Below are 18,669 nucleotides of genomic sequence, written 5' to 3'. Positions count from 1 at the left end.
AGAACACCACAGCATGACCCGGGGTCGTGACGGGGGGGCACCCCGTACCCACCAGCACCGTGCCCTGCTGGCCGCCGTCGTCGCCGCGATCGTGGCCCTGTCCGCCGCCATCTTCGTCGGGGTGGCGGCCGACGACGGCACGAAGGACCGGACGACGCTCTCCGCGGGCGGCCGCGCCAACAACCCCGCCGCGCCCGCCTCCACCGGCACCTGGGTCGGCGCCTGGTCCGCCTCCCCGGCCGGGGCGGAGCCGGGCACCGAGTTGACCGGCATGGCGGGCCGCTCGGTGCGCAACGTCGTGCACGCGAACATCGGGGGCACGAGTGCCCGGATCACGCTGTCCAATCTCTACGGCCAGTCACCGCTGACCGTCACGCACGCCTCGATCGCCCTCGCCGCCGGGCAGGACACCCCCGCGGCGGTCGCCGAGACCATGCGGCGCCTGACCTTCGCCGGCAACCCCCAGGTCGTCATCCCGGCGGGCGGCCAGGTGATGAGCGACGCCGTGCAGCTCACCGTCCCGTACGGCAGCGACGTGCTGGTCACCACGTACTCCCCCACGCCGTCCGGGCCGGTCACCTACCACCGGCACGCGCGGGAGACCAGCTACCTCGCCACCGGTGACCGCACCGAGGACGTGACCGGTGGCGCGTACGCCGAGAAGACGTCGTACTGGCGCTACCTGACCGCGCTGGACGTGCTCAGCAACGAGGCCGAGGGCACCGTCGTCATCATCGGCGACTCGATCACCGACGGCGTCTCCTCCACCATGGACACCAACCGCCGCTGGACCGACGTACTGGCCGCGCGGCTGCGCACCGCGGTCGGGTCCGGCCGCGACGTCCCCCGATACAGCGTCGTCAACCAGGGCATCAGCGGCAACCGGGTGCTGACCGGCGGCCAAGGCCGCCCCGCCGACAACCCGAGCGGCGTCGACCGGTTCGCCCGGGACGTCCTCGGCCGGCCGGGCGTCAAGGCCGTCGTCATCGTCCTCGGCGTCAACGACATCCTGCGCCACCCGGCCGCCGACTCCGACGCCATCCTGGACGGCCTGCGCGGCATGGTCGAGCAGGCCCACGCCCGCGGTCTCAAGGTCACCGGCGCGACCGTGATGCCGTTCGGCGGTCACCGCGGCTACACCGCCGCCCGTGAGGCGGTGCGGCAGAAGATCAACGCCGAGATCCGCGCGGGCCGGGTGTTCGACGCGGTGGTCGACTTCGACAAGAAGCTGCGCGACCCGTACGACCCGCGCCGGCTGCGCGCCGAGTACGACTGCGGGGACCATCTGCATCCCAGCGACCGGGGGTACGCGCGGATGGCCGAGGTCTTCGACCTGGAGCTGCTGAAGGGGGCGGCACCGGCCCAGCTGTGAGCCGGCCGGGGGCCGCCGGTGCCGGTGCCGGTGGGCCGGCCGCACACCGGCCGGTGCCGGTCCGGCGGTGGGCCGAGCGGGCTTGGCTTCGGCGACCGCTCCGCCGGTGCGGTCCGGCCGACCGGCCACAGCTCCGGCTCCGGCTCCGGCTCGGCCTCCGCCTCTGGCTCGGGCTCCGGCTCCGACTCGGCCTCCGCCTCTGGCTCGGGCTCCGGCTCGGGCTCCGGCTTTGGCTCGGGCTCGGGCTCCGCCTCCGACTCGGGCTCCGGCTCGGGCTCCGGCCCAGCACCAGGTGGCGCGAGGCCCGGCCTCCGGGCGGACCCGACGGCGGCACGGCCCGCGTACCCTCCCTGGCCGCGGGGCCGCTCCTCCGCGGGCACGGGCTGCGTTCCCGGTGGGCGGGCGCTGTCCCGTCCCGGGCGGTGTCCCGGCGCGAGCGGTGGTCCCGGCGCGAGCGCGGCCACGGCGTCCGGCGCGGGCCTGCGGGAAATGCTCCCGGCCCGGGCGCGGGCCGCATGCCCGCCGCAGGCGACGCCCCGGCGCGGGCCCGGGCGGCCCCCGGCGCAGGCCCGTTGTACCAGCGCGGACGCAGAACCCCAGCACAGACACCGGCACCCCGAGCGCAGGCGTAGGCACAGGCGCAGGCACCCCCACTCAACCCCGGCCACCCCCGGTCAGGCGCCGTCGGTGTCACACGACCCGGTGCCACACGACCCGGCGTCACACCACCCGGCGTCACCCGACCTCATACGCCCCGACCGCACACGAGGCGGGCGTCACCCGCCCCGGCGTCACATCCGGGCGTCACCCGACCCGGCGTCGCATCCGGGCGTCATCCCACCCGATACCACCCGGCCTCACACGACGCGGGCGTCACCCGCCCCGGGCGTCACCCGACCCGGCGTCGCATCCGGGCGTCATCCCACCCGATACGACCCGGCCTCACACGACCTCGGCGTGATCCGACCCCATACGACCCGGCCTCACACGACCCCGGCGTGATCCGACCCCATACGACCCGGCCTCACACGACCCCGGCGTGATCCGACCCCGTACGACCCGGCCTCACACGACCCCGGCGTGATCCGACCCCGTACGACCCGGCCTCACACGACCCCGGCGTCACACATCCCGGCGGCGGTCGCGCTCCTCGGGGCGTGGCTCGTGCAGGTTCAGGCCGTGCAGGTCGGCTCCCAGGCCGTGGCGGGAACCCGGCAGTTCGTTGCCGGAGGCCTTGCGCTCCAGCCTGTCCCGCCGGCGCTCCTCCTTCTCCTGCCGGCGCTCCAGCTTCTCCTGGCGCCGCTCCTCCTTGAGCCGCTGCCGCTCCGCCCGGGTCAGCTTGCGCTCCACGCCGACGCCGCCCCAGAAGGCGAAGCCGGTGACGATCACGCGCGGGGCGCCCGGGTCGCCGGGGACGCCCTCCTCGCGGTGGTCGAAGCCGCCCATGATCCCGACCCCGCGCACGATCACCTCGACGCCGGGCGGCACGACCACGTTCATCCCGCCCATGATCGCGACGCAGTTGATCACGACCTCGCGGTCCGCGAAGTTCGCCTCCCGCAGATCGATGTCCCCGCCGCCCCAGAAGGCGAAGCTGTTGAACCGCCTGGGCACCGTCCAGCGCCCCTTGCGCTGGAACCCGGACATCACGGCCACGGCCCAGGTCGACGACCCCTCACCGCCCGTGATCCGGCCCGCCCACTCGTCGCCGCCCACCGGTTCCTTGGTCATCGACACCCGGGGCGCGGGCGCGTCACCGACGGGCAGATCCCTGGTGATCGGCGCGAGTTCCCCGTAGGTGCGGGCCTGGTAGGTGGCGTCCAGCCGTTCCTCGAACTCCGCCATGTCCAGCCGGCCCTCCGCGAGGGCGTCCCGCAGGACCTCGGCGACTCGTTCGCGATCGGCGTCGGATGCACGCAGTTCCGGGGCGTCGTCGGTCATGTACAGCAGCCTACGAGGTCGTCGTGCGCGGCACTACGCGCTCGCCCTCTCCGCGTACATCTTTGCGATCACCGCCTCGATGTCCGGCTCCCGCACCGAAAGGTCGACCAGCGGATACGCGGCGGCGATCGACGCCACCAGCCCGGCCGCCGAGGCCGTCGCCGGGAACGCCAGCCACTGCCGGGGGCCGTCGACCCGGACCACCCGCGCGGGCGCCGGGGCGTCGATCGGGGGCAGTTCCCGCTCCAGGTCCACCACCAGGGTCCGCTCGCTCTCGCCCGCCTCGTGCAGCCCGGCGAGCGGACCGTCGTACATCAGCCGCCCGTGGTCGATGACCATCACCCGCGAGCACAACTGCTCGATGTCCTGCAGGTCGTGCGTGGTCAGCAGCACCGTCGTGCCGCGCTCGGTGTTCAACTCCCGCAGGAAGCCCCGCACCTTGGCCTTGGACACCACGTCCAGGCCGATGGTCGGCTCGTCGAGGTAGAGCACGTCGGGGTCGTGCAGCAGCGCCGCCGCGATGTCCCCCCGCATCCGCTGGCCCAGCGACAGCTGACGCACCGGCACGTCCAGCAGGGCGCCCAGATCGAGGAGTTCGACGCAGCGGTCGAGGTTGGCCCGGTAACGGGCGTCCGGGATGCGGTACATGCGGTGCATCAGCCGGTAGGAGTCGATCAGCGGCAGGTCCCACCACAGCGTCGTACGCTGCCCGAACACCACCCCGATGCGGTGCGCGAGGCGGGTCCGCTCGCGGGACGGGTCGATACCGGCCACCCGCAGCCGGCCGCCGCTCGGCGTGAGGATGCCGGTGAGCATCTTGATCGTGGTCGACTTGCCGGCGCCGTTCGGGCCGATGTAGCCGACCATCTCACCGCGCGCCACCGTGAACGACAGCCCGTCCACGGCCCGCACCTGCCGCCGCTCCCGCTTCAGGAAGCCGGTCTTCTTCCGCACGTCGAAGACCTTCTCGACCCCGTCCAGACGGATGAAGTCGCCGACGCCCCCGAGACCCCCGGCGCCCCCATCAGCAACTCCGCTGACGTCACTGTCCACCTCGGCTAACTCCCTGTACTCCGGTAGGAACGAAGGCCCGCCCGCCACGCCAGCCCCGCCAGCGCGCAGCACGCCAGGGCCACCAGCGGCGGCGCGAACGCCACCCACCGCGGCAGGTCCAGCGGATACGGCCGCCCCAGCACATAGGTGGCCGGCAGCCAGTTGACGAAGGCCAGCGGCAGTACGAACGTCACCCCGCGCACCAGTTCCCGCCCGAACACCGTCGGCGGGTACTGCAACAGCGTCGTCCCCCCGTACGTGAACGCGTTCTGCACCTCGGAGGCGTCCTGCGCCACGAACTGGAAGGCCGCGCCCGCCACGAACACCGCCCCGAAGATCGCCGCACCGCTGACCACCATCACCGGCATCAGCAGCAGCTTCGCCGGCGTCCAGTCGATGTCGACGACGCTCAGCGCATAGCCCAGCACCAGGGCTCCCTGCGTGACCCGGCCCAGCCGGCGCAGCCCGAACCGGTCGGCGGCCACCTGCGCCAGCACCGGCGCCGGACGCACCAGCAGCGTGTCGAGGGTGCCGTCGCGCACCCGCCGCCCGAGCCGGTCCATGGAGCCGATCGCGAGGTCGGCGAGCCCGAAGGAGACGCTGGAGAGGCCGTAGAGGAAGGCGATCTCGGGCAGGCTGTAGCCGCCGAGCGCGTCGACCCGGGAGAACATCAGCAGGATCGCCACGAAGTCGAGCGCGGTCAGCGCGAAATTGCCCACCGTGGTCAGCGCGAAGGAGGCCCGGTAGGCCATCGTGGAGCGGATCCACATCCCCGCGATCAGCCTGTAGGCACGCAGCCCCTCCCCGAGCCGGGAGGCGCCCGCGGCGGCCCTGCCCCCCCACGGCACCGCCCTCAGCCACCCTGGACCACCACCCGTCGCGTCGCCGCCGACTGCAGCAGCCGCCCGGCCGCCAGCAGCACCACCGCCCACCCGGCCTGGAAGGCGTACGTGCCGAGCACATCGGCCTCGCCCAGCAGCACGTCCGCGGGCGCCTGGAGCATCGACGACCACGGCAGCGCCCGGACCACCTCGCCGAGCACGCCGGGAAAGACGTTCAGCGGCAGCAGCATCCCCGAGCAGAACGTGCCGGTGAGCATCAGCATCTGCGTCACACCGGTGCCGTCGAGCAGCCAGAACGCCGACAGCGCCACCAGGTACCGGATGGCGAAGCTGACGACCATCGCCAGCGCGACCGCGACCAGGAACGCCGCCCACACCACCGGGTCCGCGGGCACCGCCAGATGGAAGAACAGCCCCCCGAAGGCGAACGGCACCACCCCGCGCCCCAGCAGCTGGAACACCGCCCGCCCCAGGTCCGCCGACAGCCACCACAGCTGGAGGTCGGCGGGCCGGTACAGGTCGATCGCCACATCACCCGTACGGATGCGTTCCATCAACTCGTTCTCGACGCCGCCGCCCCCGAGCGCCAGCGTCGACAGGAACACCTGCCCCAGCCACACATAGGTCAGGGCCTGCGCCTGGTCGTACCCGCCGAGGCCGGGCCGCTGATCCCACAGGGCCACGTACGTGTAGGCGAGGATCAGCCCGAAGACGGTGTTGGTGAACACCCCGGCCGCGGTGGCCGCCCGGTAGGTCGCGTACCGCCGGAACCCGCCCGCCGCGACGGACGCGTACAGCCGTGCCGCGCCGCCCACGTCCACGCCCGCCGCCCCTTCCCCTCGCCCGGCACCGAAGCGCAGGAGCCTAGTGCGGCCGGACGCGGGCCCGCCACGGATTTTCCGGCGCGACACGGTCTCGGGTCGGGGAACTGATCGCCGGATGGGACAGTCTTCTTCTGAGGACCTTCTTCTCGGGGCGTACGAAAGCCCTCGGGACAAGCGCCCGAGACACGAGCACGCGAGACACAGCCCCCGGGACAAGCCCCCGAGACATAAGCACCAAGACATACGGACAGACGTACGGACCAGACGCAGACGTACGACACAGCGCACCGCAGGCACCACAGGAGTCTCCGCACACCATGAGCGACGAGCCGCAGCCGAAGCCGCCGATCCCGGCCTGGGCACGCAGCAACGCCCCGGGGTCCCGGGGCGCCGACAAGCCCGAGCACACCGCGGCGACCGGCGCGCCCGCGGCCGGTGGCAAGCCGAAGCGCCCCCGGCGCACCGGCTGGCGCCGGCTGATCCCGACCTGGCGCACGGTCCTGACCACCTGTGCCGTCGGCGTCCTGCTGCTGATCGGCGGCTTCTTCCTCGGCTACTCGCTGGTCAAGATCCCCTCGGCCAACGCCCTCGCGACCCAGCAGAGCAACGTCTACCTGTACGCCGACGGCACCGTGCTGGCCCGCGACGGCGAGGTCAACCGGGAGAGCGTCGACCTGGCCCGGGTCTCCAAGGACGCCCAGCGCGCCGTGCTCGCCGCCGAGGACCGGGACTTCTACACCGAGTCCGCCGTCGACCTCCAGGCCATGGTCCGCGCGGCCTGGAACACCGCCACCGGCAAGGGCAAGCAGTCCGGGTCGACGATCACCCAGCAGTACGTGAAGAACTACTACCTGGCCCAGGAGCAGACCATCACCCGCAAGGTGAAGGAGTTCTTCATCGCGATCAAGCTCGACCGCGAGAAGACCAAGGACGAGATCCTCCAGGGCTACCTCAACACCAGCTTCTTCGGCCGGGGCGCCTACGGCATCCAGTCCGCCGCCCAGGCCTACTACGGCGTGAACGCCACCGAGCTGGACGCGGCCCAGGGCGCCTACCTCGCCTCCCTGCTGAACGCCCCCAGCCAGTACGACGTCGTCGCCCACCCCGAGAACAAGCCCGCCGCCGAGGCCCGCTGGAACTACGTCCTGGACGGCATGGTCGAGCAGGGCTGGCTCACCCCCTCCGAACGGGCGGGCCTGACCTTCCCGGTGCCGAAGGAGACCACCGTCTCCACCGGCATGTCCGGACAGCGCGGCTACGTCGTCCAGATCGTCAAGGACCACCTCGTCCAGAACGGCATCGTCTCCGAGGAGGAACTCGACCGCGGCGGCTACCGCATCACCACCACCCTGCACAAGGACAAGCAGGACGCCTTCGTCAAGGCCGTCGACGACAACCTGATGTCCAAGCTGGACAAGAAGAACCGCAAGGTGGACACCTACGTCCGCGCGGGCGGAGCCGCCGTCGACCCCGGGACCGGCAAGGTCCTCGCCATGTACAACGGCGTCGACTACGTCAAGCAGTACACGCCCAACGCCACCCGCCGCGACTTCCAGGTGGGCTCCACCTTCAAGCCGTTCGTCTTCACCTCGGCCGTCCAGAACCACTCCCAGACCCAGGACGGCCGCCTGATCACCCCGAACACCGTCTACGACGGCACCAGCGAACGCCCCGTCCAGGGCTGGTCCGGCGGCCACTACGCCCCCGAGAACGAGGACCACCGCGACTACGGCGACATCACGGTGCAGGAGGCCACCGACAAGTCCGTGAACGCGGTCTACGCGCAGATGGCCGTGGACGTCGGCTCCGACAAGGTCAAGCAGACCGCCATCGACCTCGGCCTGTCCCCCGACACCCCCGAGCTGGTCGCGAGCCCGTCCGTCGCCCTCGGCACCTCCACCGCGAGCGTCCTGGACATGGCGGAGGCCTACGCCACCCTCGCCAACCACGGCCGCCACGGCACGTACACCCTGGTCGAGAAGGTCACCCGGGGCGGCGACGAGGAGATCCGGCTGCCGGAGCGGCGCGAGCGGCAGGCGGTCAGCCGCGAGGCCGCCGACACCACCACCCGGGTGCTGCGCAGCGTCGTCCAGAACGGCACGGCCACCGCCGCCCAGGCCGCCGGCCGGCCGGTGGCCGGCAAGACCGGCACGGCGGAGGAGGACACGGCCGCCTGGTTCGCCGGCTACACCCCCGAGCTGGCCACCGTGGTCGCGGTCATGGGCCAGGACCCGGTCACCGCCGCCCACAAGTCGCTGTACGGCGCGATGGGCCTGGAGCGCGTCAACGGCGGCGGGGCGCCCGCGGAGATCTGGGCCCAGTTCACCCGGGAGGCGCTGGAAGGCGAGCCGGTCAGCGACTTCGACCTGCGGCTCCAGTCCGGCGCCGACGCGAGCCAGGCCCCGTCCGGCGAACCGTCCTCCGGCGCCGGCACCGGCGACCCGGCCGGCAGCGCCAGCCCCAGCGCGAACGACCGGGACGGCACGAGCCCGGCCCTGCCGGGACGGACCGAGGGCCGGACCGACGGCGGCGCCACGGGCGACGCCTCGACCGGCGGGGACGCGGACACGGGCGGCGGCACCGCCCAGCCCGGCACCACCGGCGGCGGAGCCTCCGGGGAGGCCCCGACCGGCGGCGGAACCGGCGACCCCGGCACCGGCGGCGGGGGCGGCGCCACCACCGGCGGCGGGGACGACGGTGCGGGCAGCGGAGGCGGCGGAGGCGGCGGCGACACGGACGGTGCGACGACGGTCGGCCGGTTCCCGTGGACGCCGCGCCCGGACTGACGCCCCGACGCCCCGACTGACGCCCCGGCCGGCGCCCGGCGGCCACCGGCTCGAAGGCCCCGGCTCAGTGGCCGGAGGTCGCCTTCAGCCCCACCACGGCGACCAGCAGCAGACAGACGAAGAAGATCCGCGCGGCGGTCGCCGGCTCCCCCAGCACCACCATGCCGAGCACCGCCGCCCCGGCCGCGCCGATGCCCACCCACACGCCGTAGGCGGTGCCGATGGGCAGGGTCCGGGCGGCGTACGACAGCAGCAGCATGCTGGCGACGATGCCGGCGCCGGTGAGGAGACTGGGGACGAGACGGGTGAAACCGTCGGTGTACTTCATCCCGATCGACCAGCCGACCTCCAGCAGACCGGCGACGATCAGCAGAACCCAGGCCATGACGGCACCTCCGAGGCGAACGCGAGCGAACTGAACGGTGGTGCGTCGTCTTTGCCTTCACCCGGTACGGCGCGTCTCGTCGGGTTGCTTCCAAGGTAGCAAAGGACGCACAAAGGGGCTGGTGACGATGGTCACCAGCCCCTCGGGCCCGACGGCCCGCCGATGCGGCGGCCGGCTCAGAGGTACAGGCCGGTCGAGTCCTCCGACCCCTCGAACCGGTCCGCGGCCACGGCGTGCAGGTCGCGCTCACGCATCAGGACGTACGCCACGCCCCGCACCTCGACCTCGGCACGGTCCTCCGGGTCGAACAGGACCCGGTCGCCCGGCTCCACGGTCCGTACGTTCTGCCCCACCGCGACGACCTCGGCCCAGGCCAGCCGCCGGCCGACCGCCGCCGTGGCGGGGATCAGGATGCCGCCCCCGGAACGCCGCTCGCCCTCGCTGGTGTCCTGCCGCACGAGCACACGGTCGTGCAGCATGCGGATGGGCAGCTTGTCGTGCGGGATGCTGTGGTCGTTTCTGTTGGCGCTCACGCCTGTGAACCTACCTGCTTCTTCTCATGCCCTGCGCCGCCGGGTGCCGAGGGCGAGCAGCCCCACGACACCCACCACGACGAGCGCGGCCGGCAGCACCCGCTCCATCCGGGGCGCGCCGTCCTCGTCCACGAACTGTCCCTTCACATCGCTGACGACCCGGTTGGCTCCGACATAGGCCCGCCCGAGAGTGTGGTCGATGTTGGAGACGACCTTGGCCTTGGCGTCCCCCATGATCGTCTTCGGATGCACGCGCATCCCGATCTCGTCGAGCGTCTCGGCCAGCACCTCGCGACGGCGCCTGATGTCCGCCTCGATCTGCGCCGGGGTTCTGGTGTCCGACGTGTCCGCCACCGTACGGCCTCCGATGTGATGCTGATGCTTGTTCCGGACAGTCTGTCAGCTTCCCGCCCGCCCGCACGGTCAGGACCCCCGGTTACATTGGTTCGATGAGCGAGCGACTGCAGCCCGGGGACGTGGCCCCCGCCTTCACCCTCCCGGACGCCGACGGCAACGAGGTGTCCCTGTCCGACCACGAGGGCCGCAAGGTCATCGTCTACTTCTACCCCGCTGCCCTTACCCCGGGGTGCACCAAGCAGGCCTGCGACTTCACGGACAACCTGGAACTGCTGGCCGGCGCCGGCTACGACGTCATCGGTATCTCCCCGGACAAGCCGGAGAAGCTGGCCAAATTCCGCGACGCGGAGTCCCTGAAGGTCACCCTGCTCGCCGACCCGGACAAGAAGGTCCTGGACGCGTACGGCGCCTTCGGCGAGAAGAAGAACTACGGCAGGACGTACCTGGGCGTCATCCGCTCCACGATCGTCGTGGACGAGGCGGGCAAGGTCGAGAAGGCCCTGTACAACGTCCGGGCGACGGGCCACGTGGCCAAGATCATCAAGGACCTGGGCATCTGACCGCCGGCCCCCGCAGCCGGCGAACGGCTCCTGCCGCCTCGGCGCGGCAGGAGCCGTTCCGCATAGCGGTCGTGACTGTCCGATGAACGGTTCGCCACTCCGTGCGAGATCTGCCCCAACTCTCATGCCATCACCAGCACCTGGTGCAGGGGAGGCTCAAGGCGACGCACGGCTCCCGGTACGATGGCAGACGCTGGCGGCGGTGGCGCAATGGCGACGCAGCAGACTTAGGATCTGTGGCCCTTGAACGGGCTTGAGGGTTCGAATCCCTTCCGCCGCACGCAAGTGGCCTGCGAAACCAAGGACGGTTCGCAGGCCACCCTCGTTCACGCCTCAGCCGATCAGCTCCCGCACCACCGGCACCAGTGCCCGGAACGCCTTGCCGCGGTGGCTGATCGCGTTCTTCTCCTGCGGGGTCAGTTCCGCGCACGTCCGGCTCTCGCCGTCCGGCTGGAGGATCGGGTCGTAGCCGAAGCCGCCGGTGCCGGCGGGCTCGTGGCGCAGGACGCCCCTCAGCTGCCCCTCGACCACCCGCTCCGTGCCGTCGGGCAGGGCCAGCGCCGCCGCGCAGGCGAAGTGGGCGGCGCGGTGTTCGTCGGCGATGTCGGAGAGCTGGGCCAGGAGCAGGTCGAGGTTGGCCTTGTCGTCACCGTGACGGCCGGCCCAGCGGGCGGAGAAGATGCCGGGGGCGCCGTTCAGGACGTCGACGCACAGGCCGGAGTCGTCGGCGACGGCCGGGAGGCCGGTGGCCCGGGCCAGGGCGTGGGCCTTCAGCAGGGCGTTCTCGGCGAAGGTGACGCCGGTTTCCTTGACGTCGGGGATGTCGGGGTAGGCGTCGGCGCCGATCAGTTCGTGGGGCAGGCCGGCCTCGGCGAGGATGGCCCTCAGTTCGGTGATCTTTCCGGCGTTGCGGGTGGCGAGGATCAGGCGGGTCATGGGGATCAGTATCCCCGGACCCGCCTGGCTCCTTCGTGCCGCCCGCTTCCGCCGGCCGCCTGGTCCGCTACGAGGTGCAGACCTTGGTCAGTTCGCCGGCCGCATCGGTGACCGGGCTGATGTCGGGGGTGTTGTCGCCGTTCTCGATCGACGTGCGGACGTTGTCGACGGCCTTGCCGAGGTCGTCGACGGCCTTGTTGACGTCGGCGTTGTCGGTCTTGTCGCCGATCTTGTCGAGGTTCTTGTCGATGGAGGTGAGGGACTCCTCCAGCTGGGTCGGGTCGTTGGAGGCGTTTTCCACGGCCTGCTGCAGCTCGGTGACGCTTCCGGCTATGGCATCGGCGGCCTGGACGCAGTCCAGTGCCTTGCCGACGGCGTCGCAGCCGGTGGTGAGACCGGTGGTCAGGCCGGCGGCCGCCAGGGCTGCGGCGGCGATGGCGGTACGGCGACGTCGGCTGCGTCGTATCGCGGCCATGGTGCGGTCCTCCCGTTCGGTCGGGGCCGGGCGGCCCCTCGTGGGTACTGCGCCGGGCGTACGGCGGTGAGCCGCACGCCCGTACCTGTAGTGACGCGGCGGCGGACGGCGCAGTTGCGTGCCGGGCCGTCGTTTCCTGGTCCGCTCTTGGCGTTCCGTTTACCTTTCGAGGGCCGTGGCCAGCGCCTTGCGCTGGAGTTCGGCGAGCTCGGTGCAGCCGGCGGTGGCGAGGTCGAGGAGGGCGTTCAGTTCCTCGCGGGCGAAGGGTTCGGCCTCGGCGGTGCCCTGGACCTCGACGAAGCGTCCGTCCCCGGTGCACACGACGTTCATGTCGGTCTCGGCGCGAACGTCTTCTTCGTAGCGGAGGTCGAGGAGGGGGGTGCCGTCGACGATGCCGACCGAGACGGCGGCGACGGTCCCGGTGAGCGGCTTGCGGCCGGCGCGGATCAGCTTCCTGTCCTGGGCCCAGGCGACGGCGTCGGCCAGGGCGACGTAGGCGCCGGTGATGGCGGCGGTGCGGGTTCCGCCGTCGGCCTGGAGGACGTCGCAGTCGAGGACGACGGTGTTCTCGCCGAGCGCCTTGTAGTCGATGACCGCGCGCAGGGAGCGGCCGATGAGGCGGCTGATCTCGTGGGTGCGGCCGCCGATCTTGCCCTTGACGGACTCGCGGTCGCCGCGGGTGTTGGTGGCGCGGGGCAGCATGGCGTACTCCGCGGTGACCCAGCCCTCGCCGCTGCCCTTGCGCCAGCGGGGGACGCCTTCGGTGACCGAGGCGGTGCACAGGACCTTGGTGTCGCCGAAGGAGACGAGGACGGAGCCCTCGGCGTGCTTGCTCCAGCCGCGTTCGATGGTGACGGGGCGGAGCTGTTGGGGGGTGCGGCCGTCGATTCGTGACATGCGGGTGAGCCTAGCCGCATACGGAAGGGGCCCTTCCCGGGGTCTCGGGAGGGGCCCCACGGCCCGTGGGGCCGGTGAACCGGTGGTTCACATCATGTCTTCGATCTCCGCGGCGATCGGGTCGGCGTCGGTGCCGATGACGACCTGGATGGCGCTGCCCATCTTGACGACGCCGTGGGCGCCGGCGGCCTTGAGGGCGGACTCGTCGACCAGCGCGGGGTCGGAGACCTCGGTGCGGAGGCGGGTGATGCAGCCCTCGACCTCTTCGATGTTGTCGATGCCGCCGAGCCCGGCAACGATCTTCTCAGCCTTGCTGGCCATGTTCCTTCTCCCTGATCCGAACCGCTTTGTCGCAGTAACCCACAGTTGGCCCATCTTCGCGAGCGGTCGTGCCGTGGGTGCCGAATGATGGCGTCACGACAGCGGAACCGTCCGCCGACTGGTCTACACCACCCTAGTGGACGGCCGCCGAACCGCCTTCCGCCCCAGGAGACCAGAACCGGATGAGTGCCGACAGCACGGTCAGCCCTGCCCGTGCCCGCTGGAACAAGTTGTTCCAGGGGCTGCAGAAGATGGGCCGCAGCCTCCAGCTGCCCATCGCGGTCCTGCCCGCCGCGGGCATCCTCAACCGGCTGGGCCAGCCGGACGTGTTCGGGGACGACGGGCTGGGCTGGAGCAATGTCTCCAAGGTCATGGTGGGTGCGGGCGGGGCGCTGCTGGACAGCTCGCTGGGGCTGCCGCTGCTGTTCTGCGTGGGCGTGGCCATCGGCATGGCGAAGAAGGCGGACGGCTCGACGGCGCTCGCGGCGGTGGCGGGGTTCCTCGTCTACTTCAATGTGCTGCGGCAGTTCCCGGAGGACTGTCCGGCAGGGGCGGAGGCGGTGCCGCAGGTGGGGTGCCGGCTGACCGACGGGTCGGGCACGGTGACGGCGTTCACCTACCAGAATCCCGGCGTCTTCGGCGGCATCGTGATGGGCCTGCTGGCGGCCTACTTCTGGCAGCGGTTCCACCGGACGAAGCTGGTGGACTGGCTGGGCTTCTTCAACGGCCGCCGGCTGGTGCCGATCATCATGGCGTTCGTGGCCATCCTGTTCGCCGCCCTGTGCCTGTGGGTCTGGCCGCCGATCGGTGACGCGCTGGAGAGCTTCAGCGACTGGCTGACCGGCCTGGGCGCGTGGGGAGCGGGTGTGTTCGGGGTGGCGAACCGGGCGCTGCTGGTGATCGGGCTGCACCAGTTCCTGAACGTGCCGATGTGGTTCCAGTTCGGCAGCTACACCAAGCCGGACGGCACGGTGGTGCACGGTGACATCAACATGTTCCTGGCGGGTGACCCGAACGCGGGCCAGTTCACCACGGGCTTCTTCCCCATCATGATGTTCGCGCTGCCGGCCGCCGCGCTGGCGATCACGCACTGCGCGAAGCCGCACCGCCGCAAGGAGGTGGGCGGTCTGATGCTGTCGGTGGCGCTGACGTCGTTCGTGACCGGGATCACCGAGCCGCTGGAGTACTCGTTCCTGTTCATCGCGCCGGTGCTGTACGCGGTGCACGCGGTGCTGACGGGGGTGTCGATGGCGGTGACGTGGGGGCTGGGTGTGAAGGACGGGTTCAGCTTCTCGGCGGGGCTCATCGACTACGTCATCAACTGGAACCTGGCGACCAGACCCTGGCTGATCATTCCGATCGGGCTCGGTTTCGCGGTGGTGTACTACGTGGTCTTCCGGTTCGCGATCACGAAGTTCGACCTGAAGACTCCGGGGCGGGAGCCGGAGGAGGAGGTCGAGGACGTGACCAAGGTGTAGCTCGCACGTACCCTTTTCCAGGGCCCCCGGACCCCCGGTCCGGGGGCCCTTGCGTGGCCGTTTTCCGGCACTGCCCGTAGCGGATCAGTATGAGGAATCGCGGGTTCCTTACGGCCCCTTCATCGTGCTACAACAGGTCTACACCACTGAGTGGTGTAGACCACCACCCGATGGAGGAAGTATGAGCACCGCCACCGATACGGCGGCCCCCGCAAAGAAGCGGGGATCCGGTCTTTTCCAGGGTCTGCAGAAGATCGGCCGCAGCCTGCAGCTCCCGATCGCCGTACTGCCGGCGGCGGGCATTCTGCTGCGTCTGGGCCAGCCCGACGTGTTCGGCGCGGACGGCCTGGGCTGGGACAAGGTCGCGGCCGTGTTCGCCACCGCCGGTGGCGCCATCTTCGACAACCTGCCGATGCTGTTCTGCATCGGTGTGGCGATCGGCTTCGCCAAGAAGGCCGACGGCTCCACGGCGCTGGCCGCCCTGGTCGGCTTCCTGGTCTACAGCAACGTCCTGAAGGCGTTCCCGGTCACCGAGGCCCAGGTCAAGGCCGGCGAGGACATAGCCGCGACCTACAACAACCCCGGTGTCCTCGGCGGCATCCTGATGGGCCTGCTGGCCGCGGTGCTGTGGCAGCGGTACCACCGCAAGAAGCTGGTGGACTGGCTCGGCTTCTTCAACGGCCGTCGACTGGTGCCGATCATCATGGCCTTCGTCGGCACCGCCGTGGGTGTCTTCTTCGGCCTGGTCTGGGAGCCTGTTGGCGAGGTCATCTCGGACGCGGGTGAGTGGATCACCGGCCTCGGGGCCTTCGGCGCCGGTCTGTTCGGTCTGATCAACCGCGCGCTGATCCCGATCGGCATGCACCAGTTCGTCAACACCGTCTCGTGGTTCCAGATCGGCGACTTCACCAACGCCGCGGGCGACGTGGTGCACGGTGACCTGAACCGGTTCTTCGCCGGTGACCCGACCGCCGGGCAGTTCATGTCGGGCTTCTTCCCGATCATGATGTTCGGTCTCCCGGCCGCCGCGATCGCCATCGCGCACGCCGCCCGTCCGGAGCGCCGCAAGGCCGTGATGGGCATGATGGTCTCCCTCGCGCTGACCTCCTTCGTCACGGGTGTGACCGAGCCGATCGAGTTCGCGTTCATGTTCATCGCGCCGGTGCTGTACGTGATCCACGCGGTGCTGACCGCCCTGTCGATGGCGATCACCTGGGCGCTCGGCGTCCACGCGGGCTTCACGTTCTCCGCGGGCTTCATCGACTACGCGCTGAACTGGAACCTGGCCACCAAGCCATGGCTGATCATCCCGATCGGCCTGGTGTTCGCGGTGATCTACTACGTGATCTTCCGGTTCGCGATCGTCAAGTTCAATCTGCCGACCCCGGGCCGCGAGCCCGAGGAGGAGGTCGAGGACCTCACGAAGGCGTGAGCGTGCGCCGCAGGACATGACGAAGGCCCCGGAACCGCAGGGTTCCGGGGCCTTCGCGTGTCCGCGTACGGTCCCGTACCGCTCAGACCTCGTACGTCCTCCCCGGCGCCGCCAGCTCCACCGGTCCGGCGTACGCCTCGCGGGCGTCGGCCAGGTTGGTCTGCGGGTCGGTCCACGGGGGGATGTGGGTGAGGACCAGGCGCCGGGCGCCCGCGCGGGCGGCCGTCTCGCCGGCCTCGCGGCCGTTGAGGTGCAGGTCGGGGATGCTCTCCTTGCCGTGCGTGAAGGCGGCCTCGCACAGGAAGAGGTCGGCGTCCCGGGCCAGTTCGTCCAGCGCGTCGGTGACGCCGGTGTCGCCGGAGTACGTCAGCGACCTGCCGTCGTGCTCGATGCGGACGCCGTAGGCCTCGACGGGGTGGGCCACCTGGTCGGTGTGCACGGTGAAGGGGCCGATCTCGAAGGTGCCCGGCTTGACCGTGTGGAAGTCGAAGACCTCGCTCATGGAGGAGGCGGAGGGGGTGTCGGCGTAGGCGGTGGTGAGCCGGTGCTCGGTGCCCTCGGGCCCGAAGACCGGGAGGGGGGCGCAGCGGCCGCCTTCGTGCCGGTAGTAGCGCGCCACGAAGTAGGCGCACATGTCGATGCAGTGGTCGGCGTGCAGGTGGCTGAGGAAGATCGCGTCGAGGTCGTAGAGACCGCAGTGGCGCTGCAGCTCGCCCAGGGCGCCGTTGCCCATGTCGAGGAGCAGCCGGAAGCCGTCGGCCTCGACGAGGTAGCTCGAGCAGGCCGATTCCGCGGACGGGAACGACCCCGAGCAGCCGACGACGGTGAGCTTCATGAAGCAGAAACCTCCGCTGGCGGATATCTGGCGGATACGGAGTGACGGGGGTCGTGCGGTTTGTCGAGCGTAAGGCGCAAAACCTCGGGTCGCTCCTCCGCCAGGTGCCGTTGTGGGGGAACTCACCTGCGGTGTCACCGGTTCGGCTGGAAGCGGGGCTCGTGGGACCGATGAGGGGGCGCGCGGAAGAGGTGCGCGCCGGTAACGTCGTCGTATGGATACCTCGTGGTGGCTCGCGCTCGCGGCGGTGGTGCTGCTCGCGCTCGTCGCCGCGCTCGTCGACGGCTGGGGCCGGGGGCACCGGCCGCCGGGGCCGCGGGGACGGCGCAGGCCGCCGGGGCGCCCCGGTGAGCGGGCCGTCCGGCCGCGGCCGGCGGAGATCTGGTGGGCGAGCGTGCCGTACGAGGAGGGGCCGGGCGCCAAGGACCGGCCGTGCCTGGTGCTGTCGGTGCACCGACGGCGGGTGCTCGTCGCCAAGATCACCAGCCGGTACCGGGAGGCACGGTCGGGGGTGATCCCGCTGCCGCCGGGCGCGGTCGGGGACGCGCAGGGCCGGACGAGCTACCTGGAGACGGACGAGCTGCGGGAGGTCCCGGTGCGGGACTTCCGGCGCCGGGTGGGCGAGGTGGACCCGGTCCTGTGGGACCAGGTCCGGCACCTCGCCACGTGAGCCGGGCCCCCGGGACTCAGGCCCAGAGCTGGCCCTGGAGGGTCTTGATGGCGTCCTCGGTGGTGGCCGCGGTGTAGACGCCGGTGGAGAGGTACTTCCAGCCGCCGTCGGCCACGACGAACACGATGTCGGCGCTCTCCCCCGCCTTCACCGCCTTCTTCCCGACGCCGATCGCGGCGTGCAGGGCGGCACCGGTGGAGACGCCCGCGAAGATGCCCTCCTGCTGGAGCAGCTCGCGGGTGCGGGTGACGGCGTCGGCCGAGCCGACCGAGAAGCGGGTGGTGAGCACGGAGGCGTCGTACAGCTCCGGTACGAAGCCCTCGTCGAGGTTGCGCAGGCCGTAGACCAGGTCGTCGTAGCGGGGCTCGGCGGCGACGATCTTCACGTCGGGCTTGTGCTCGCGCAGGTAGCGCCCGACGCCCATCAGCGTCCCCGTGGTGCCGAGGCCCGCGACGAAGTGGGTGACCGAGGGCAGGTCGGCCAGGATCTCCGGGCCCGTGGTCGCGTAGTGGGCGCCGGGGTTGCCCGGGTTGCCGTACTGGTAGAGCATCACCCAGTCCGGGTGCTCCGCGGACAGCTCCTTGGCGACCCGTACGGCGGTGTTGGAGCCGCCGGCGGCCGGGGAGGAGATGATCTCCGCGCCCCACATGGCGAGCAGCTCGCGGCGCTCCTGGGAGGTGTTCTCGGGCATCACGCAGACGATGCGGTAGCCCTTGAGCCTGGCCGCCATGGCGAGCGAGATGCCGGTGTTGCCGCTGGTCGGCTCCAGGATCGTGCAGCCCGGGGTCAGGCGGCCGTCCTTCTCCGCCTGTTCGATCATGTGCAGGGCCGGGCGGTCCTTGATCGAGCCGGTGAGGTTGCGATCCTCCAGCTTGGCCCAGATACGGACGTCATCGGACGGCGAGAGCCGCGGCAGGCGCACCAGCGGGGTGTTGCCGACCGCGGCCAGCGGGGAGTCGTACCGCATCCCGA

Annotated in this window: 19 protein-coding genes, 1 tRNA gene and 1 riboswitch; of the genes, 7 read left to right on the top strand and 13 right to left on the bottom strand. The window is 71.3% G+C overall.

Translation table 11 applies throughout. The features are described 5' to 3' along the window. Positions 1–13 precede the first annotated feature (13 nt). Complete coding sequence (locus ACLGIH_RS21555; RefSeq protein WP_416526899.1) at positions 14–1,372, top strand: SGNH/GDSL hydrolase family protein; 1,359 nt, start codon at positions 14–16, stop codon at positions 1,370–1,372. A 1,122-nt stretch (positions 1,373–2,494) separates the two neighbouring features. Here ACLGIH_RS21555 and ACLGIH_RS21550 read toward each other — a convergent pair. The 4 genes from ACLGIH_RS21550 to ACLGIH_RS21535 are packed head-to-tail and all read right to left on the bottom strand — an operon-like array spanning position 2,495 to position 6,029. Beyond that, complete coding sequence (locus tag ACLGIH_RS21550) at positions 2,495–3,313, bottom strand: DUF1707 SHOCT-like domain-containing protein (RefSeq protein WP_416526898.1); 819 nt, start codon at positions 3,311–3,313, stop codon at positions 2,495–2,497. Positions 3,314–3,346: 33 nt separating this feature from the next. Further along, positions 3,347–4,366: an ABC transporter ATP-binding protein gene (locus ACLGIH_RS21545; RefSeq protein WP_416526897.1), complete on the bottom strand. Its 1,020-nt coding sequence runs from the start codon at positions 4,364–4,366 to the stop codon at positions 3,347–3,349. Between the two features lie 5 nt (positions 4,367–4,371). Beyond that, the gene (locus tag ACLGIH_RS21540) at positions 4,372–5,214 is read right to left on the bottom strand and encodes an ABC transporter permease (RefSeq protein WP_416526896.1); all 843 of its coding nucleotides are present in this window, start codon (positions 5,212–5,214) and stop codon (positions 4,372–4,374) included. Between the two features lie 5 nt (positions 5,215–5,219). Then, complete coding sequence (locus ACLGIH_RS21535; RefSeq protein ID WP_416526895.1) at positions 5,220–6,029, bottom strand: ABC transporter permease; 810 nt, start codon at positions 6,027–6,029, stop codon at positions 5,220–5,222. Positions 6,030–6,349: 320 nt separating this feature from the next. Here ACLGIH_RS21535 and ACLGIH_RS21530 point away from each other — a divergent pair, with 320 nt between their 5' ends. After that, positions 6,350–8,818: a transglycosylase domain-containing protein gene (locus tag ACLGIH_RS21530; protein ID WP_416526894.1), complete on the top strand. Its 2,469-nt coding sequence runs from the start codon at positions 6,350–6,352 to the stop codon at positions 8,816–8,818. A 64-nt stretch (positions 8,819–8,882) separates the two neighbouring features. Here ACLGIH_RS21530 and ACLGIH_RS21525 read toward each other — a convergent pair whose 3' ends face one another. The 3 genes from ACLGIH_RS21525 to ACLGIH_RS21515 all read right to left on the bottom strand — a co-directional run bounded on the left by ACLGIH_RS21525 (position 8,883) and on the right by ACLGIH_RS21515 (position 10,090). After that, the gene (locus tag ACLGIH_RS21525; RefSeq protein WP_416526893.1) at positions 8,883–9,203 is read right to left on the bottom strand and encodes a DMT family transporter; all 321 of its coding nucleotides are present in this window, start codon (positions 9,201–9,203) and stop codon (positions 8,883–8,885) included. A 39-nt stretch (positions 9,204–9,242) separates the two neighbouring features. After that, positions 9,243–9,308, bottom strand: a riboswitch (guanidine-III (ykkC-III) riboswitch). A gap of 71 nt (positions 9,309–9,379) precedes the next feature. Further along, positions 9,380–9,736 carry a GroES family chaperonin gene (locus ACLGIH_RS21520; protein ID WP_416526892.1) on the bottom strand — a complete coding sequence of 119 codons (357 nt, stop codon included), beginning with the start codon at positions 9,734–9,736 and terminating at the stop codon, positions 9,380–9,382. Between the two features lie 24 nt (positions 9,737–9,760). Continuing rightward, positions 9,761–10,090 carry a DUF3618 domain-containing protein gene (locus ACLGIH_RS21515; RefSeq protein ID WP_416526891.1) on the bottom strand — a complete coding sequence of 110 codons (330 nt, stop codon included), beginning with the start codon at positions 10,088–10,090 and terminating at the stop codon, positions 9,761–9,763. Between the two features lie 95 nt (positions 10,091–10,185). Between ACLGIH_RS21515 and bcp the strand changes: the two genes are divergently transcribed. After that, a complete protein-coding gene (bcp, locus tag ACLGIH_RS21510) occupies positions 10,186–10,653 on the top strand; it encodes a thioredoxin-dependent thiol peroxidase (protein WP_416526890.1) in 468 nt (155 codons plus the stop codon). Between the two features lie 196 nt (positions 10,654–10,849). Beyond that, positions 10,850–10,933: transfer RNA gene (locus ACLGIH_RS21505), tRNA-Leu, on the top strand. 53 nt (positions 10,934–10,986) lie between these two features. Here ACLGIH_RS21505 and rdgB read toward each other — a convergent pair. The 4 genes from rdgB to ACLGIH_RS21485 all read right to left on the bottom strand — a co-directional run bounded on the left by rdgB (position 10,987) and on the right by ACLGIH_RS21485 (position 13,282). Beyond that, on the bottom strand, positions 10,987–11,589 hold the full coding sequence (rdgB, locus tag ACLGIH_RS21500) for an RdgB/HAM1 family non-canonical purine NTP pyrophosphatase (protein ID WP_416526889.1): 603 nt from the start codon (positions 11,587–11,589) through the stop codon (positions 10,987–10,989). Positions 11,590–11,656: 67 nt separating this feature from the next. Then, positions 11,657–12,064: a hypothetical protein gene (locus ACLGIH_RS21495; RefSeq protein ID WP_416526888.1), complete on the bottom strand. Its 408-nt coding sequence runs from the start codon at positions 12,062–12,064 to the stop codon at positions 11,657–11,659. Between the two features lie 159 nt (positions 12,065–12,223). Continuing rightward, positions 12,224–12,961: a ribonuclease PH gene (gene rph, locus ACLGIH_RS21490; RefSeq protein WP_416526887.1), complete on the bottom strand. Its 738-nt coding sequence runs from the start codon at positions 12,959–12,961 to the stop codon at positions 12,224–12,226. A gap of 87 nt (positions 12,962–13,048) precedes the next feature. Continuing rightward, on the bottom strand, positions 13,049–13,282 hold the full coding sequence (locus ACLGIH_RS21485) for a PTS sugar transporter subunit IIB (protein WP_416526886.1): 234 nt from the start codon (positions 13,280–13,282) through the stop codon (positions 13,049–13,051). 182 nt (positions 13,283–13,464) lie between these two features. Here ACLGIH_RS21485 and ACLGIH_RS21480 point away from each other — a divergent pair, with 182 nt between their 5' ends. Both ACLGIH_RS21480 and ACLGIH_RS21475 read left to right on the top strand, forming a co-directional pair. Beyond that, positions 13,465–14,760 (top strand): PTS transporter subunit EIIC, encoded by a 1,296-nt coding sequence (locus ACLGIH_RS21480; protein WP_416526885.1) that lies wholly within the window; start codon positions 13,465–13,467, stop codon positions 14,758–14,760. 181 nt (positions 14,761–14,941) lie between these two features. Then, positions 14,942–16,192 carry a PTS transporter subunit EIIC gene (locus tag ACLGIH_RS21475; RefSeq protein WP_416526884.1) on the top strand — a complete coding sequence of 417 codons (1,251 nt, stop codon included), beginning with the start codon at positions 14,942–14,944 and terminating at the stop codon, positions 16,190–16,192. An 82-nt stretch (positions 16,193–16,274) separates the two neighbouring features. On the opposite strand, the gene ACLGIH_RS21470 is transcribed toward ACLGIH_RS21475, so the two are convergent. Then, complete coding sequence (locus ACLGIH_RS21470; RefSeq protein ID WP_416526883.1) at positions 16,275–17,027, bottom strand: MBL fold metallo-hydrolase; 753 nt, start codon at positions 17,025–17,027, stop codon at positions 16,275–16,277. A gap of 214 nt (positions 17,028–17,241) precedes the next feature. On the opposite strand from ACLGIH_RS21470, the gene ACLGIH_RS21465 reads away from it, so the two are divergent. Next, positions 17,242–17,697 (top strand): type II toxin-antitoxin system PemK/MazF family toxin, encoded by a 456-nt coding sequence (locus ACLGIH_RS21465; protein WP_416526882.1) that lies wholly within the window; start codon positions 17,242–17,244, stop codon positions 17,695–17,697. 16 nt (positions 17,698–17,713) lie between these two features. Here the strand turns inward: ACLGIH_RS21465 and ACLGIH_RS21460 are convergent, their stop codons facing one another. Then, positions 17,714–18,664, bottom strand: a complete 951-nt coding sequence (locus ACLGIH_RS21460) for a PLP-dependent cysteine synthase family protein (RefSeq protein WP_416526881.1) — start codon at positions 18,662–18,664, stop codon at positions 17,714–17,716. Between the last annotated feature and the right edge of the window lie 5 nt (positions 18,665–18,669).

Source organism: Streptomyces hamibioticus (assembly GCF_047946815.1).
Classification (GTDB): domain Bacteria; phylum Actinomycetota; class Actinomycetes; order Streptomycetales; family Streptomycetaceae; genus Streptomyces.
The sequence above is the reverse complement of the archived record's forward strand: the minus strand, read 5'-3'. Positions and strand labels throughout refer to the sequence as shown.